At 67.6% G+C, this 16,679-nt stretch carries 15 protein-coding genes; 5 read left to right on the top strand and 10 right to left on the bottom strand.

Going from position 1 to position 16,679, the window contains the following annotated elements; translation table 11 throughout:
• On the top strand, positions 1-629 hold a 629-nt coding region (locus tag QMA07_RS11990; RefSeq protein WP_356762891.1), incomplete at its 5' end, for a pentapeptide repeat-containing protein.
• Here QMA07_RS11990 and QMA07_RS11985 read toward each other — a convergent pair.
• The 4 genes from QMA07_RS11985 to QMA07_RS11970 all read right to left on the bottom strand — a co-directional run bounded on the left by QMA07_RS11985 (position 619) and on the right by QMA07_RS11970 (position 5,587).
• The gene (locus QMA07_RS11985; RefSeq protein ID WP_290162116.1) at positions 619-2,127 is read right to left on the bottom strand and encodes an ABC transporter ATP-binding protein; all 1,509 of its coding nucleotides are present in this window, start codon (positions 2,125-2,127) and stop codon (positions 619-621) included. The two genes, QMA07_RS11990 and QMA07_RS11985, sit on opposite strands and share 11 nt — an antisense overlap.
• Positions 2,124-2,936: an ABC transporter permease gene (locus QMA07_RS11980; RefSeq protein ID WP_290162114.1), complete on the bottom strand. Its 813-nt coding sequence runs from the start codon at positions 2,934-2,936 to the stop codon at positions 2,124-2,126. Before QMA07_RS11980 ends, QMA07_RS11985 begins: the two co-directional genes overlap by 4 nt.
• Entirely contained in the window at positions 2,933-3,874 is a 942-nt protein-coding gene (locus tag QMA07_RS11975) for an ABC transporter permease (protein WP_290162112.1), read from the bottom strand. The genes QMA07_RS11980 and QMA07_RS11975 overlap by 4 nt, the downstream gene beginning before the upstream one ends.
• Before the next feature lie 102 nt (positions 3,875-3,976).
• Positions 3,977-5,587 (bottom strand): ABC transporter substrate-binding protein, encoded by a 1,611-nt coding sequence (locus QMA07_RS11970; protein ID WP_290162110.1) that lies wholly within the window; start codon positions 5,585-5,587, stop codon positions 3,977-3,979.
• 179 nt (positions 5,588-5,766) lie between these two features.
• Here QMA07_RS11970 and valS point away from each other — a divergent pair, with 179 nt between their 5' ends.
• The gene (gene valS / locus QMA07_RS11965) at positions 5,767-8,361 is read left to right on the top strand and encodes a valine--tRNA ligase (RefSeq protein WP_290162108.1); all 2,595 of its coding nucleotides are present in this window, start codon (positions 5,767-5,769) and stop codon (positions 8,359-8,361) included.
• Complete coding sequence (locus tag QMA07_RS11960; protein WP_140037380.1) at positions 8,361-8,576, top strand: hypothetical protein; 216 nt, start codon at positions 8,361-8,363, stop codon at positions 8,574-8,576. The genes valS and QMA07_RS11960 overlap by 1 nt, the downstream gene beginning before the upstream one ends.
• Before the next feature lie 66 nt (positions 8,577-8,642).
• Here the strand turns inward: QMA07_RS11960 and QMA07_RS11955 are convergent, their stop codons facing one another.
• The 4 genes from QMA07_RS11955 to tdh form a co-directional block, all read right to left on the bottom strand.
• Positions 8,643-8,861 (bottom strand): hypothetical protein, encoded by a 219-nt coding sequence (locus QMA07_RS11955; protein WP_290162105.1) that lies wholly within the window; start codon positions 8,859-8,861, stop codon positions 8,643-8,645.
• A complete protein-coding gene (locus QMA07_RS11950; protein WP_290162104.1) occupies positions 8,858-9,481 on the bottom strand; it encodes a helix-turn-helix domain-containing protein in 624 nt (207 codons plus the stop codon). Before QMA07_RS11950 ends, QMA07_RS11955 begins: the two co-directional genes overlap by 4 nt.
• A gap of 74 nt (positions 9,482-9,555) precedes the next feature.
• A complete protein-coding gene (locus QMA07_RS11945) occupies positions 9,556-10,734 on the bottom strand; it encodes a glycine C-acetyltransferase (protein ID WP_290162102.1) in 1,179 nt (392 codons plus the stop codon).
• Positions 10,734-11,777 (bottom strand): L-threonine 3-dehydrogenase, encoded by a 1,044-nt coding sequence (gene tdh / locus QMA07_RS11940; protein ID WP_290162100.1) that lies wholly within the window; start codon positions 11,775-11,777, stop codon positions 10,734-10,736. The genes QMA07_RS11945 and tdh overlap by 1 nt, the downstream gene beginning before the upstream one ends.
• 81 nt (positions 11,778-11,858) lie before the next feature.
• Between tdh and QMA07_RS11935 the strand changes: the two genes are divergently transcribed.
• Positions 11,859-12,767 carry a LysR family transcriptional regulator gene (locus QMA07_RS11935; protein WP_290162098.1) on the top strand — a complete coding sequence of 303 codons (909 nt, stop codon included), beginning with the start codon at positions 11,859-11,861 and terminating at the stop codon, positions 12,765-12,767.
• Positions 12,764-14,815 carry a M3 family metallopeptidase gene (locus tag QMA07_RS11930; protein WP_290162096.1) on the top strand — a complete coding sequence of 684 codons (2,052 nt, stop codon included), beginning with the start codon at positions 12,764-12,766 and terminating at the stop codon, positions 14,813-14,815. Before QMA07_RS11935 ends, QMA07_RS11930 begins: the two co-directional genes overlap by 4 nt.
• Positions 14,816-14,839: 24 nt before the next feature.
• Here the strand turns inward: QMA07_RS11930 and QMA07_RS11925 are convergent, their stop codons facing one another.
• Positions 14,840-15,376: an NUDIX hydrolase gene (locus tag QMA07_RS11925; protein WP_290162094.1), complete on the bottom strand. Its 537-nt coding sequence runs from the start codon at positions 15,374-15,376 to the stop codon at positions 14,840-14,842.
• A complete protein-coding gene (gene clpX, locus QMA07_RS11920; RefSeq protein ID WP_290162092.1) occupies positions 15,373-16,641 on the bottom strand; it encodes an ATP-dependent Clp protease ATP-binding subunit ClpX in 1,269 nt (422 codons plus the stop codon). Before clpX ends, QMA07_RS11925 begins: the two co-directional genes overlap by 4 nt.
• Positions 16,642-16,679: the final 38 nt, after the last annotated feature.

Below are 16,679 nucleotides of genomic sequence, written 5' to 3'. Positions count from 1 at the left end.
CTGTGGCTCCCCGCGTCTCCCCGCCCGATCTGCCCCGGGAGTTCTCGCCTGCCGCAGCGCGTCGCAGTGCGGATCTGATCGCAGCGAGCCTCGATCTCGACGGCACGGTCGACCTCGCCTATGCCTCGCTCGAGCAGTGCACGGTCGCCGCCGAGGCCGACACGGTCGATCTGACCGGCGCCACTCTCATCGACGTCGACCTCGCCGGCGTCCGGATCGCGTCGCTCAAGATGCGGGATGCGAGCATTCGCCGGGTGCACATCAGCGGAGGCCGCATCGGCACGGTCGATCTGAGCAGCGCTCGCATCGACGAGCTGATGCTCAGCGATGTGCGGATCGACTATCTCAATCTCGGGGCGGCGAAGGCCACCGACGTCGAGATCCGCGACTGCGACATCCGCACCCTCGACATGCCTCAGGCGGAGCTCACTCGGATCCGCTTCACGGGCACTCGGTCCGACGAGGTCGACACCAGAGCGATGCGCGCCACACATGTCGACCTCCGCGGGCTCGACGCGTCGGCGTTCCTCGATGCCAACAGCCTCCGTGGCACGACGCTCACGGAGTTCCAGGTGCAGCAGCTCGCGCCGCTGCTCGCCGCGGGCATCGGCATCCAGGTCATCGACTGACAGGACGGTTCGCTTCGAGCAGCTCCCGGGTGAACGGATGCTGTGGCGCGGCGAAGACGTCGATCACCGCTCCCTGCTCGACGATCACGCCGTCCTGCATCACGAGCACCTCGTCGGCCACAGCGCCGACGACATCGAGGTCATGTGACACGAAGATCATCGTCAGCTCTCGTTCGCGCTGGAGGCGCAGCAGGAGCTGCAGCACCTTCTCGCGCACCGAAGGATCGAGAGCAGACACCGGCTCATCGAGAACCAGCACCTCGGGTTCTGCGGCGAGCGCGCGTGCGATCGCCGCGCGCTGGCGCTGCCCGCCCGACAGGGCGATCGGCCTGCGGCTCGCGAGCACAGGATCGAGATCGACCTCGGCGAGAAGCTCGGCGACTCGAGCCGCTCGCTGCTGACGAGGTACGCCCCCGGCGGCGAGCGCTTCCCTCAGCGATCTCCCGATCGTCCACCGCGGGTCGAAGGCGCCGAGGGGGTTCTGGTGCACGAGCTGCACCCGGTGCTGTCCGATCCACCGCAGAACGCCGTCATCCGCTTCCTCGACGCCGACGATCATGCGGGCGAGCGTCGTCTTGCCGGATCCCGATTCACCGACGATGCCGAGCGTGCGTCCAGCGGTTACGGCGAACGACGCGTCCTGCACCGCCACGAGGTCGCCGAAGGCCTTCGTGACGCCGGTTGCCACGAGCAGCGACTCGGCCGTCCCCTCACGCTCTGCGCGCGGCTCGTGGATCGTGGCGGCGATGAGCTGGCGGGTGTACTCATGCTGGGGCTTCTCCAGCACCTCATCGACGGGACCGGACTCGACCACGGTGCCGTTGCGCATCACCAGCACCCGATCCGCGATCCTGCGCACCGCTGCGAAGTCATGACTGATGAACACGATCGCGGTGCCCGCATCGGCGATGTCTCGCAGGAGCCCTAGGATCCGCGCCTGCACGGTGGCATCGAGCGCGGTGGTCGGCTCATCGGTGACGAGGACTGCGGGATCCGCCGCGATGGCCGAGGCGATCAGCGCCCTCTGCCGCAGCCCTCCGGAGAGCTGATGCGGATACTGGCGTGCACGCCGAGCGGCGTCCGGCATCCAGACGCGGTGCAGCAAGTCCTGCACCCGTTCGCGCAGCGCGGCCCGACCTGACGCGAGCCCGTGCAGACGAAGGGGCTCGGCGACCTCCGACCCCACCCGTTGCAGGGGGTCGAGAGACACCAGCGCGTCCTGCGACACGAGTCCGATGCGGGCACCGCGCAATGACCGCCATCCGCGCTCACCGAGCCGGGAGACGTCCGTCCCGTCGACGACGAGTCGATCGACGGCGACGCGCGCTCCCTGCGGAGCGAGCCCCAGCAGAGCCCTCGCCGTGAGGGTCTTGCCTGCTCCGGACTCTCCGACGATCGCCACGCACTCCCCTCGTGCGACCGACAGCGACACACCGTCGACGACGGGTGTCCCCCCGAAGTCGATACGCAGACCCTCGAGTTCCAGCGCCGCGGTCACGGTGTCAGCCCCTCTGCTCTGGCTCGCAGCACACGACCGACGATCGTCGCCGAGATGACGGTGACCGTGATCGCGATGCCGGGGAAGACGGCGATCCACCAGGCCTGACCGAGCACGTTGCGCCCACCCGCGAGCATCAGCCCCCATTCGGGCGTCGGCTCGGACGGTCCGAGACCGAGGAAGCTGAGTCCGGCCGCTGCGAGGATGCTCGATCCGATGCCGATCGTCGCCAGGACGCTGAGCGACCCGAGCACCCCGGGCACCACGTGCCTCACGAAGGCGGGCACCGGGCGCACCCCGAGGATGCGGGCGGCCTCGACATGCTCTGCGCCACGCAACGTGCGCGTCTGCACGCGGGCGAGGCGGATGTAGACGGGTACGGCCGCGAGGGTGACGGCGATCGCGATGTTCACGGGACCAGGCCCCAGCACCGCCACCACCACGAGCGCGACCAGGAACTCGGGGAAAGCCATCAGCACGTCGTTCACCCGCATGAGCGCGGCGTCGACACCGCGGGGCGCGAGCCCGGCCAGAGACCCGACGATGAGTCCGGCCGCGAGGGCGACGCCCGTGGCGAGCAGTCCGATGCCGATCGAACGGCCGGCTCCGAAGACGACCCGCGAGTAGACGTCGCGTCCGCTCTGGTCGGTGCCGAAGAGGTGGTCTCCGCTCGGCGGCAGCAGCGAAGCCCGCACGTCCGTCTGCAGAGGGTCGTGCGTGGCGAGCACCCCGGGGAACACCGCGGCGAAGGCGAGCACGAGAAGCACAGCAGTCGCGCACCACAGCAGCACGACCTGAGCCCGCCTCATCGGACGCCCCCTCGATCGATGCGCAGACGAGGATCGATGAGCGGATGCAGCAGCTCGACGACGAGATTCACGACGACGAAGACGAGGGCACTCAGCAGGATGATGCCGGTGATGACGGGCAGATCACGATTGCTGATGGCGGCGAGGGTCACGCGTCCGAGACCAGCCCGCGCGAAGACCGTCTCGACGAGGACCGCGCCTCCGAGCACGGACCCGGTCAGGTACGCGGCGAGCGTCACCGCGTTCGCCGCACCGTGCCTGAGGCCGTGCCGCACAGTGAACCATGATGCGCTCGCACCCCGCGCGCGCACGGTCTCGGCGAACGGCATCCGCTCGGCCTGTGCGAGACCGTCTCGCAGCACCTGACTGAGCAGAGCGGCCACCGGCAGTGCGAGCGTGATCGCCGGCAGCACGATCGTCGCCGGGTTGCGTGCACCCGAGACCGGGAACCAGCCGAGCCCGAACGCGAAGACGCTGAGCAGGATCAGGCCGATCCAGAAGACGGGTGAGGAGAGGATCACGAGTTCGACGGCCGCGGCGACGGTGCGCCCGGTGCGCCCTCGCACGAGCAGCGCGACGGCCAGGGCGAGCACCACAGCCATGAGCAGCGCCAGTGCGGAGAGCTGCAGTGTGGAGCCGAGCTGTCGGCCGATGACCTCGGCCACCGGCATCCGCAGTTGATACGACTCGCCGAGGTCTCCGCGTGCGAGCTGCCCGATGAACGTGACGTACTGCTCGAGCGGAGGACGATCGAGCCCCAACTCCGCACGGATGCCGTCCTTGACCTCGTCGCTCACCTGCGCCTGCGGTCCGAGCATGACGGAGACCGGATCGCCCGGGACCACCCGGAACGCGAGGAACACCAGCGTCGCAGCCCCCCAGAGGACGATGACGACGGATGCCGCGAGTCCGGCGACCCGGGTCAGCGCTGCCTTCACCGTTGACGACCTCTCGACGGATCCTGAGCGCCCCTCGGCTCACGGCGCGCGCTCACGAAGATATCGCAGTGCGCGAGCGAGGGGCGCTCGATGCTTCGGGTCTCAGCCGACGCTCACGTCGTAGAACAGCGGACGACCGTAGAGGTCGTACGTGAGCCCGCCCACGCGCTCTCCGACAGCCGTGATCGCCGACGGGCTGTAGAGCGGGACGATCGCGGTGTAGTCGGCGTTCCACTCCTGCAGCTGGGTGTAGATCTCGTCGCGCTGATCCTGATCGTTCGAGGCGACCGCCTGCTCGAGCAGCGCGTCGATCTCGGGGTCGGTGACCTGCGAGGCGTTCTGGAACCCCTCGGTGTGCAGATGCGCGCGGAGGAAGTCGGGGTCGACACCCGAGAACCCCCAGTCGGTGAGGTCGAAGGTCTTCGGCTCGTACTGCTCGTTGTAGGCACCGGGCTCGAGCGTCTCGCGCACGACCTCGAAGCCGATGTTCTTGAGATCCGACTGGATGGCGTTCGCGAGAGCGGCGCGGTCGTCGGGAACCGGCGTCCATGCGATCCACCGCGCGGAGAGGCGCTCGCCGTCCTTCATGCGGATGCCGTCGGAGTCGCGCTCCGTCCACCCGGCCTCGTCCAGGAGTGCGCTCGCCGCGTCCGCATCGAACGGTCGGGCGCCTTCGAGCGAGGCGTCGTATCCGGGAGTCGTCGAACCGAGCACGCTCCACGCGCGCGGGAACTGCCCGAAGAAGATCTCCTCGACGGCCGGGTCCACATCGATGCCCAGGGCGAACGCCTGTCGCACCTTCTCGTCGGCGAAGACGCCGTACTTCTCGTTGAGGTACAGCGAGTACGGCAGGCCGGGGTACTCGATCGAATCGACGGTGATGCCGTCACCGAGGTCACCCGCGAGGTTCGGCGGGATGTTGCTCGCGAGATCGGCTTCACCGCTCTCGATGACCCCCGTGCGCACGGAGGCCTCGGGCTGGATCTCGACGCGCAGCGTCTCGATCTTCGGAGCCGTCTCACCGTGCGGACCCCAGGCGTAGTCGTCGTTGCGGGTGTAGACGATCTCCTGGTCCGGTGTGTACTCGGTCAGTTCGAACGGCCCTGTTCCGACGGTGATCCCTGGGCCGCCCGCCTTGAGCTGATCGGCGGACTCCTCCAGCGCGGCCGGCGAATAGAAGCCGAGCTGCGGCGTGCTCGCCGCCTGCAGGAACGGCGCGTACGGCTGGCTGAAGCTCACCTTCACCGTGTGCTCGTCGACGACCTCGGTGCCCTCGTAGAAATCTGCCCCCATCATGCTGGCCGCCTGCGCGGACTCCGTCTCAGGATCGACGATGCGATCGAAGTTCGTCTTCACCGCGTCGGCGTCGAACGGCTCACCATCGGTGAAGGTGACGTCGTCGCGCAGGACGAAGGTGTACTCGGTGCTGTCGTCGGACACCGTCCACTCCTTCGCGAGCCAGGGAGTGAACGAGCCGTCGTCCTCTTGGAAGACCAGGGAGTCGAGCACCGCGCGCTGCACCATGCCCGAGACGTCCAGCTGACTCACCTGCGGGTCCATGTGCCCCGCCGAGAGGTTCGCACCCTCGATCGACCAGACGAGCTCACCGCCGTCGGAATCGGATGAGGGCGCAGCGCAGGAGCTGAGCAGGAGTGCACTCACGGCGACGGTCGCACCGAGCGGGATCGCGCGGCGCAGGAAGGAGATAGGCATGCTGTTCCTCGGGAGGGAATGCGGGAGATGACGCGAATGCATCAGTTCTTGGACTGGATCCAATTCTAGATCCTCTGCGACGAGCGGGCGCCGACGTGGAGGGCGATTAGACTGTGGGACACAATCCACACTCAGGCACGCTCACACAGTGCCGCATACATCGCTCGAGGAGAACCTTCATGTCCGCCATTCCCGACAAGCCCGTACTCGAAGGTCTCGAAGCGAAGTGGGGCGAGTCCTGGTCTGCGCAGGGCACGTATCTGTTCGACCGCATCCGCGCCGCAGAATCAGGCCGTGACGGCGTCTACTCGATCGACACTCCCCCGCCGACCGCGTCCGGCAGCCTGCACATCGGCCACGTGTTCTCGTACACGCACACCGACGTCAAGGCGCGCTTCGAGCGCATGCGCGGCAAGAACGTGTTCTATCCGATGGGCTGGGACGACAACGGCCTTCCCACCGAGCGTCGGGTGCAGAACTACTATGGCGTGCGCTGCGACCCCTCCCTCCCCTACCAGGATGACTTCACGCCGCCGTTCGAAGGCGGCGACAACAAGTCCAGCCGCGCCGCCGACCAGGTGCCGATCAGCCGCCGAAACTTCATCGAGCTGTGCGAGCGTCTGACGATCGAAGACGAGAAGCAGTTCGAGGCGCTGTTCCGCCAGCTCGGCCTCTCGGTCGACTGGACCCAGACGTACCGCACGATCTCGGACGACACGATCCGCCAGAGTCAGCTCGCGTTCCTGCGCAACCTCGAGCGCGGAGAGGCATACCAGTCGCTCGCGCCGACGCTGTGGGACATCGACTTCCGCTCGGCGATCGCGCAGGCCGAGCTCGAGGATCGCGACCAGCAGGCCGCCTATCACACCATCGATTTCCCGTTCGCCGACGGATCCGGCTCGATCACGATCGAGACCACCCGCCCCGAGCTGCTGCCGGCGTGCATCGCGATCGTGACCCACCCCGAGGGCCCGCACAAGCACCTGATCGGCACGAAGGTGCGCACGCCCTTCTTCGGCGCCGAGATCGAGATCCACGGTCACCACCTCGCACAGCCCGACAAGGGCACCGGCGCCGCGATGGTCTGCACCTTCGGCGACGTGACCGACATCATCTGGTGGCGTGAGCTGCGCACGGCCGCGGGCGACCACCTCCCGAACATGACGACCATCGGTCTCGACGGTCGTTTCCTGCCCACCGCCCCCTCCATCGTGGCCGACGCCGAGGCGATCGACTGGTACGAGGCGGAGCTCGCCGGCAAGACCGTGTTCTCGGCCCGCAAGGCGATCGTCGAGAAGCTGCAGGAGACCGGCGACATGACCGCCGTCGGCAAGCCGTTCACCCACGCGGTGAAGTTCTTCGAGAAGGGCGACCGCCCGCTCGAGATCGTCTCGACCCGCCAGTGGTACATCCGCAACGGCGCACGCGACGCGAAGCTGCGCGACGAGCTGATCGAGCGCGGCACGCAGGTGGCGTGGCACCCCGACTTCATGCGTGTGCGCTACGAGAACTGGGTCGGTGGCCTGACCGGCGACTGGCTCGTGTCGCGCCAGCGCTTCTTCGGCGTGCCGATCCCGCTCTGGTACGGGCTCGACGAGAACGGCGAGCGCGACTACGACCGGGTGATCGCTCCCGACCACGCCAGCCTTCCCATCGATCCGACGACCGACGCGCCCGCGGGCTACACCGAGGACCAGCGCGGCGTGGCCGGTGGCTTCGAGGCCGAGGCCGACATCCTCGACACCTGGGCGACCTCGTCGCTCACTCCACAGCTCGCCGGCGGATGGCAGCGCGACGAGGAGCTGTGGCAGCTCACCGCCCCCTTCGACCTGCGCCCGCAGGGGCAGGACATCATCCGCACCTGGCTCTTCTCGACCATGCTGCGTTCGACCCTCGAAGACGCGCGCTCGCCGTGGCGCAACGCCGCGATCTCGGGCTTCATCGTCGACCCTGACCGCAAGAAGATGTCGAAGTCCAAGGGCAACGTGGTGACGCCGGCGGACATCCTCGAGACCCACGGGTCGGATGCGGTGCGCTACTGGGCCGCCTCGAGCCGCCTGGGCATGGATGCCGCCTTCGACCCGCAGAACCCGACGCAGGTCAAGATCGGTCGCCGACTGGCGATCAAGGTGCTCAACGCCGCGAAGTTCGTGCTGTCGTTCCCGGTGCCCGAGGGCGCGCAGGTCACCCATGCGCTCGATGCTTCGATGCTGACCGCTCTCGATTCCGTGGTCGTCGAAGCGACGAAGGCGTTCGAGAACTACGACCAGGCCAAGGCTCTGGAAGTGACCGAGGCCTTCTTCTGGACGTTCTGCGACGACTACCTCGAACTCGTCAAGGAGCGTGCCTACAACCAGAGCGATGTGGGGCAGGCATCGGCCGCGCTCGCCCTGCGCCTGGCGCTGTCGACCCTGCTGCGCCTGCTCGCCCCGATCCTCTCGTTCGCGACCGAAGAGGTGTGGTCATGGTTCGAGGAGGGCTCCGTGCACACGGCATCGTGGCCGCAGCCGCTCGGCATCGAGGGCGACCCCGCGGTGCTGACCGTGGCCAGCGAGGCTCTGATCAGCATCCGTCGCGCGAAGACCGAGGCGAAGGCATCGCAGAAGACCCCCGTCGCGAGCGCCATGATCACGGCTCCGGCGGAGAAGTACGAAGCGCTGCGAGCAGCCGCCGCCGATCTCTCGGCCGTCGGGCGCATCGCCGAGCTGGAACTCGCCGTGGGTGACGAGTTCGCGGTCACCGCGATCGAGCTCGCGCCGGTCGAGGGCGCCTGATGCAGCTGGGCACACGGTGGGCCACGGGCTCCGAGCCACCGGCATCCGTTCCCGCTTCGCACCGGCCGGCGATCGCCGAGGTCGAGTCGCGAGGGCTCTCAGGGCACTGGACGCTCACGTGGCTCGAGGGCCGCGCGATCGCCGAACTGGACGCGGGCTGGGAGGTCGTGCAGACCGCGTCCGGCGACGTGATCGCCCGGCCCTTCGAGGACTGAACGGTCACCGATGACGAAGCCCCCTGTCCGCATCTGCGGCAGGGGGCTTCGTCGTGCCCGAGACGGTCAGCGGCGTGGGAGACCGAGCTGCGCGAGCATGTGATCGACCGCGCGAGGATCCTGGCGCCTGGCCTGCTGCTCGCGCAGCAGATCGAGCGCGAGAGTCCGCGCGCGACCGCGTCGCTCGATGCGATGCTCGACGAGGTGTCTCAGCAGGTCGGCGAGACCGAGAAGCCTCCGCTCGACCTGCGTCGGGGCGACGAGCCGGATGGTCGCGCTGGTCATGATTCCTCCACATCGGCATCGACGGCATCGGGAAGCACCGGCCCCGACGTGACGAGGTCGAAGAGCTCGGTGCGCATCGACACTCGCCGCACGTCCGGCCCGGTCTGGCCGCGATAGCGCTCGACCGCCCCGTCGATGACGGCCATGAGCTCGTCCTTGAGGTCTCCCATCTGCGCAGGGGTCATCTCCAGCAGCGTCGTGGCGATCAGTCCCGCGTCCTTCCACCCTTCGGGCACGTCCGTGTCCGAACGATTCACGTAGGCCATCAGGGTCTCGTGACGCAGGCGGAAGAACTCGGACGAGACGATCTGCGCCGCAGCACGGTTGGCGGGCGACATGCTCTGATTCGGACCCGGGATGTCGATGCGCCCCTGCGGGAGCTCCCACCAGCGCTCTCGAGCCGTGCCGCGACCCTCGACCTCGTGGATCAGATCATGCGCTGAGAGCGTGCGCAGGTGATAGCTCGTCGACCCTGAGGTCTCCCCCAGCATCGACGCGAGCGAACTCGCCGTCTGCGGCCCATGAGCACTGAGCAGATCGAAGATCCTGACACGCAGAGGGTGAGCGAGTGCCTTGAGCGCTCCCGAGTCGAGCCGCCGCGACTGCTGTTCTTCGTCCATGCCTGCGACAATACTCTTGCAAAGAGTTCTTTGCAAGCAAAGTTTTGCAAAGAAATCTTTGCGACCGGATGACGTCAGCTCACTACGGCCCGCGCTGTGACGAATGCCGCCACGCACCGCTCGATCTGCTCAGCCGTGTGCGCGGCCGACAGCTGCACGCGGATCCGCGCCAGCCCTCGGGGGACGACCGGGAAGCTGAACGCCGTGACGTAGATCCCCTGCGCCTGCATCTCGGTCGCGATGCGAGCAGTGAGGCCGGCGTCGCCGAACATGACAGGGACGATCGGGTGCTCCCCCGGCAGCAGGTCGAAGCCCTCCGCCGTCATCCGCTCGCGGAACAGCGCGGCGTTGTCTCGCAAGCGCGCACGAAGGTCGGCCGAGCCCTCGACGAGGTCGAGTGCGGTGAGAGTGCCGGCCACGATGGCGGGGGCGAGCGTGTTCGAGAACAGGTACGGGCGCGAACGCTGGCGCAGCAGTGCGACGATGTCGGCGTGCGAGGCCACGTAGCCCCCGGATGCTCCTCCGAGCGCCTTGCCGAAGGTCCCGGTGTAGATGTCGACACGGTCGGCGACGCCGCAGAGTTCCGGCGTGCCTCGTCCGTTCTCGCCGACGAAGCCCACGGCGTGAGAGTCGTCCACGAAGACGAGCGCGTCGTAGCGCTCCGCGAGATCACAGATCTCCGCGAGCGGCGCGATGTATCCGTCCATCGAGAAGACGCCGTCGGTGACGACCACCCGGAAGCGCGCATCGGATGCCGCCTGCAGCTGCGCCTCGAGATCCGCCATGTCCCGGTTGCGGTAGCGGAACCGACGAGCCTTCGAGAGACGGATGCCGTCGATGATCGAGGCGTGATTGAGGTCGTCGGAGATGATCGCGTCCTCGGCGCTAAACAGCGTCTCGAACACTCCCCCGTTCGCGTCGAAACACGACGAGTACAGGATCGAATCGTCGGTGCCGAGGAAGACCGCGAGGCGTCGCTCCAACTCCAGGTGCTGTTCCTGCGTGCCGCAGATGAAGCGGACGCTGGCGAGCCCGTACCCCCACTCCTGCAGCGCCGCGGTCGCAGCATCCAGTATCCGCGGGTCATCGGCGAGGCCGAGGTAGTTGTTCGCGCAGAAGTTGAGCACCTCTGCGCCGTCGGCGGTGATCTCGGCGCTCTGCGGTCCGCGGATGCCGCGCTCGTGCTTCGTGAGCCCCGCCGCCTCGATCCCCGCGAGCTCATCAGCCACATGCTTCTGGAATGTCCCGTACATCACAGCTCCGTCCAATCGAGGATGATCTTTCCCGTGCCGGCGGACTCGGCCGCGGCAAAGCCCTGTTCCCAGTCCCTGGCGGGGATCACATCCGCGATCACCCGTCCGATCGAGTCGCGCAGGGTCGCGCTCGTCTGCAGCATCGCACCCATCGCGTTCCAGGTCTCGAACATCTCACGTCCGTAGATGCCCTTGATCGTCAGCATGTGCGTGACGAGTTTGCCCCAGTCGATCTCGAATCCGGTGCCGGGCAGCCCGAGCATCGCGATCCGCCCGCCGTGATTCATGTTGTCGATCATCGCCGGGAGAGCCGACGCGGCGCCGCTCATCTCGAAGCCGATGTCGAATCCCTCGCGCAGACCGAGCGCGTGCTGGGCATCTCGGATCTCGCGGGTTGAGACGTCGACGACCTCGTCGGCTCCCATGAGACGCGCCATCTCGAGGCGGGGCGCGCTCACATCCGTCGCCGCGATGAAGCGGGCTCCGGCGTGCCGAGCGACGGCGATCGCCATGAGACCGATCGGGCCGCACCCCGTCACGAGCACATCCTCGCCGACGAGAGGGAACGTGAGCGCCGTGTGCACGGCGTTGCCGAGCGGATCGAAGATCGCACCCAGCTCCGGCGCGACATCGGCGTGATGAACCCAGACGTTCGCGGCGGGCAGTGCCAGGAACTCGGCGAAGGCCCCGTCGCGCTGCAGCCCGAGGCCGATCGTGCGGATGCACATCTGCCGGCGTCCCGCGCGGCAGTTGCGGCACGTACCGCAGACGATGTGCCCCTCGCCCGACACCCGATCCCCGACAGCGATGTCGTGGACGAGAGGCCCGACCTCGACGACCTCGCCGTAGAACTCATGGCCGGGGATGAGCGGGGCGTCGATGGCGGACGCGGCCCAGTCGTCCCAGCGACGGATATGCAGATCGGTGCCGCAGATGCCCGTGCGCAGCACGCGGATCACCACCTCGTCGGCCGCCGCGGCGGGATCCGGACGATCCGTGAGCTCGAGCCCCGCTGCGCGTTCGGCTTTGAACAGTGCCTTCATGTGTCGATCTCATCGCACTCGACCATGTAGAACAATCGCCGTCTACTGCATGCACCCTGTAGCGAATACTAATCTGAACGAATGGAACTCCATCAGCTCCAGATCCTGAGAGAGCTCGGCGCTCTGGGAAGCGTCACCGCCGTCGCCGAGACGCTCAACGTCACACCATCGGCCGTGTCCCAGCATCTCGCAGCGCTGCAGCGGAGCTTCCGCACGCCACTCACCCGCAAGGACGGTCGTCGCCTCGCTCTGACCGCGGCCGGGCAGGCGCTCGCAGCAGCAGGGGCGGAGGCTATCGACGCGATGGCTGCGGCACGCAGCGCGCTGGACGACTTCGAGAACGACAGCACCGGCGTGGTCACGATCAGCGGATTCCACAGCGTCGGGCAGGCGCTGTTCGGGCCACTGATCCGTGAGCTCGACGACTCGCCCGCGCGGCCGACCGTGAAGCTCACCGATGAGGACGTGGCACAGAGCGAGTTCCCCGCCCTGACCTCGAGATACGACCTCGTTCTCGCGCACCGCATGGAGCATTCGCCGCCCTGGCCGACCGACGGGGTGCGCAGCCTGGCGCTCGTGAGAGAACCACTCGACGTCGCCGTCGCATCTTCCCACCGTCTCGCCTCACGCGGACAGGTGACGTCCTTCGACGTCGTCGACAGTCCCTGGGTCACGAGTCGCATCGGATACTCGCCCGACGACGTGCTGCGCGCCGTCTCGGCCGTGGCCGGACGCCCCGTCGAGATCCGCCACCGGATCAACGACTACGGTGCGGTCGCGGCCGTCGTCGCGGCGGGCGGTGTCCTGGGGATGCTGCCGCGCTATACGTCCCGCACCGTGGACGACCGCGACATCATCCGTCTTCCGCTGCGGGGAGTCAGCACCCACCGGATGATCGATGTCCTCGCGAGGCCGGAGAACCTGAGGCGGCAGTCCGTGCGCCTCGTCGTCGAGGCCCTGCAGCGGGTCATGGCTAGGCTCAGAGGATGACCGACGTCTCGAACCCGCTGCTGCAGCCGTCCACGCTCCCCTACGGTCTCCCCGACTTCGCGGCGATCACGCCCGAGCACTATCTGCCCGCGTTCGAGGCCGCGTTCGACGAGCACCGTCGGGAGATCTCGCGAATCACGATGGTGCGCTCCATGCCCACCTTCGAGAACACGATCGAGGCGCTGGAGCGCTCCGGCGAGCTGCTCGACCGCGTCGCGCACACCTTCTACACCGTGACATCGGCCGATGCGACGCCCGAGATCCAGGCGATCGACGAGCAGCTCGCTCCCCTCATGGCGGCGCATCAGGATGCTGTCACTCTCGACGGGGCGCTGTACTGGCGCGTGCAGCAGGTGCACGCACGTCTTGACGATCTCGAGCTCGACGACGAGCAGCGGTATCTCGTCGAGCGGCATCATCGCGAGATGACCCACGCGGGTGCCGCCCTCGACGACGACGCGAAGAGCCGCCTCACGGCGCTCAACCAGCAGCTGTCGACGCTGAGCAACACCTTCGAGCGCAATCTGCTCAATGACACGAACGATCTCGCCGTGGTGTTCGATTCCTCCGACGAGCTCGCCGGCCTCAGCAGCGGCGAGCTCTCCGCCGCAGCTCGAGCGGCGGCCGATCGCGGACTCGACGGGCGGTTCGTCATCTCTCTCCCGCTGTTCACCGGGCATCCGTATCTCGCTCAACTCCGCGACCGGGAGTCGCGCCGCCGCATCATGGCGGCCTCACGGTCGCGGGCATCCAGACCCGACGCGAACGACAACCGGCCGGTGCTCGCAGAGATCGTGCGCCTGCGCGCCGAGCGCGCAGCGCTGCTCGGCTACGCCTCGCATGCCGCCTACGTCACCGCTGACGAGACCGCCGGCACCCCTGCGGCCGTAGAGCGGATGCTGCGCGAGCTCGCCGCCCCGTCTGCGCGCAATGCTCGCGCAGAGCGCGAGACCCTGCAGGCGATCATCGATGAGACCGAGGCCGCACCCTTCGCGGTCGAGGCGCACGACTGGGCGTTCTACACGGAGAAGGTGCGCACTGCCCGCTATGCGATCGACACGAGTGCGCTGCGCCCGTGGTTCGAGGCCGAACGGGTACTGCAGGAGGGCGTGTTCTTCGCTGCCACGCAGCTCTACGGAGTGACCTTCGCGGAGCGGCACGATCTCCAGGCCTACCATCCGAGTGCGCGCGTGTTCGAGGTGAGCGATGCCGACGGCAGCGCAGTGGGCCTGTATGTGCTCGACCTCTACACGCGCGACTCCAAGCGCGGCGGCGCGTGGATGAATCCCATCGTCAGCCAGTCCCGCCTCCGCGGAACGCTGCCCGTCGTGGTCAACAACCTGAATGTCCCGCTTCCGGGCGAGGGCGAGCCGACCCTGCTGACGCTCGACGAGGTCACGACGCTGTTCCACGAGTTCGGACACGCGCTGCACGGCCTCTTCGCGGTCGTCACGTACCCGCATTTCTCCGGCACGAACGTGTTCCGCGACTTCGTGGAATTCCCGAGCCAGGTCAACGAGATGTGGATCCTCTGGCCTGAGGTCCTCGACAACTACGCGCGTCATTACGAGACCGGCGAACCGCTCGACCCCGCGATCGTCGAGCGCCTTCGCGCCACCGAGACGTTCGATCAGGGCCACGCGACGAGCGAGTACCTCGCCGCGGCATGGCTCGATCAGGCGTGGCACCGCCTCGACACGAAGACCTCCGTCGATGACGTGGCCGAGTTCGAGGCTGCCGCCCTCGCCGATATCGGACTCGACGATCCCGTCGTCCCGACCCGCTACTCGTCGACCTACTTCGCGCACGTCTTCTCGGGCGGATACAGCGCCGGCTACTACTCCTATATCTGGAGCGAGGTGCTCGACGCCGACACCGTCGACTGGTTCCGCGAGAACGGCGGGCTCACACGGGAGAACGGCGACCGGTTCCGCTCCCGTCTCCTCGGCGTGGGCGGTTCGACGGACCCCCTCGACGCTTACCGCGACTTCCGCGGCCGGGATGCGGAGATCGCGCCGCTCCTGAAGCGCCGCGGACTCGAGACCTGATCGAACCGCGCCTCGCCGCTGATGTCAGCGGTCGAGGCGCTCCATCGCCTTGTACCAGGTGAGCTGGTGATAGCTCTGCGCGAGATGCTCGGCGAGACCGTCGAGAGGCACGATGCGCACGGTGATCGCCTCGCTCTCGTCGAGGGACTGCTCGGCGACGCGCACGCAGTCTCGGGCGAGGAAGTGATGCACCCCATTGGTGTGAGTGCCGAAGTTCGCCCAGGTGGCACCGAGATCGATAATCTCACCGGCCTCGTATCCGGTCTCCTCGCGCAGCTCTCTGATCGCTGCTGCATCCGGCGATTCGCCGGCCTCCACGCCGCCGCCGATCGTGCCGACCGCGACGATCCCGGCTCCGTGTCGGTACTCTTCGACGACGATGGCGCTGCCACCGCGATCCAGGGCGAGCACCGAGATCCAGTCCCCGTACTCGAGCACGTAATACGGGGCGATCGATCGCCCGCTCGCGTCGAGGCAGTCGTCCGAGCACACGCGGATCCACCGATCGGCGTGAATCAGCTCGCTGCCGACCACTCGCCACGGCGAGGGATCGGGACTCACGCGCTCTTGCGCTTGCGCTCCATCACGATCGTCGGCGCAGCGCCCTCATCGACGGCTGCCTGCGTGACGATGACCTTCGCGACGTCTTCGGCCGAGGGGATCTCGAACATGATCGGACCGAGAACGTCTTCGAGGATCGCACGGAGTCCGCGAGCGCCGGTCTTGCGCTCGACGGCGAGGTCGGCGATCGAGCGCAGCGCTTCCGCCTCGAACTCGAGCTGAACACCGTCGAGCTCGAACATGCGCTGGTACTGCTTCACGAGCGCGTTGCGCGGCCCCGTGAGGATGTCGATGAGCGCACTCTGGTCGAGCGGCGAGACCGAGGTCACGACCGGCAGACGGCCGATGAACTCGGGGATCAGGCCGAACTTGTGCAGGTCCTCGGGCAGCACCTCGCTGAAGAGGTCGAGATCCTTGCCCTTGTCGTGCAGCGGGGCGCCGAAACCGATGCCGTGCTTGCCGACGCGTGCCGACACGATGTCCTCGAGACCGGCGAACGCACCGGCGACGATGAACAGCACGTTCGAGGTGTCGATCTGCAGGAACTCCTGGTGAGGGTGCTTGCGCCCGCCCTGAGGAGGCACCGAGGCGACAGTGCCCTCGATGATCTTCAGAAGAGCCTGCTGCACTCCCTCGCCAGAGACGTCACGGGTGATCGACGGGTTCTCGGCCTTGCGAGCGATCTTGTCGACCTCGTCGATGTAGATGATGCCCTGCTCCGCACGCTTGACGTCGTAGTCGGCGGCCTGGATGAGCTTGAGCAGGATGTTCTCGACGTCTTCGCCGACGTAGCCGGCTTCGGTGAGCGCTGTGGCGTCTGCGACGGCGAAGGGCACATTCAGTCGCTTCGCGAGCGTCTGCGCCAGGTAGGTCTTGCCGCAGCCCGTGGGCCCGATCAGCAGGATGTTGCTCTTCGCGATCTCGACGCTCTCGGCCTTCTGCTCGGCCGTCTGGAGAGTGCCGTGCGCGCGGATGCGCTTGTAGTGGTTGTACACCGCAACGGCGAGAGCCTTCTTGGCGGGCTCCTGCCCGACGACGTACTCCTCGAGGAAGGAGAAGATCTCACGCGGCTTGGGCAGCTCGAAGTCCGCGGTGCCCTCGGCGGAGGACTCCGCCATCCGCTCTTCGATGATCTCGTTGCACAGCTCGACGCACTCGTCGCAGATGTACACACCGGGTCCTGCGATGAGCTGCTGCACCTGCTTCTGACTCTTTCCGCAGAATGAGCACTTGAACAGGTCAGCGCTTTCGCCGATACGGGCCATGCGCGTCCTCCTAGGGGGATCCTGAGATCGTCTACTGA

Origin of the sequence: Microbacterium sp. APC 3901, from assembly GCF_030407765.1 — a bacterium.
Classification (GTDB): Bacteria; Actinomycetota; Actinomycetes; order Actinomycetales; family Microbacteriaceae; genus Microbacterium.
The sequence above is the reverse complement of the archived record's forward strand: the minus strand, read 5'-3'. Positions and strand labels throughout refer to the sequence as shown.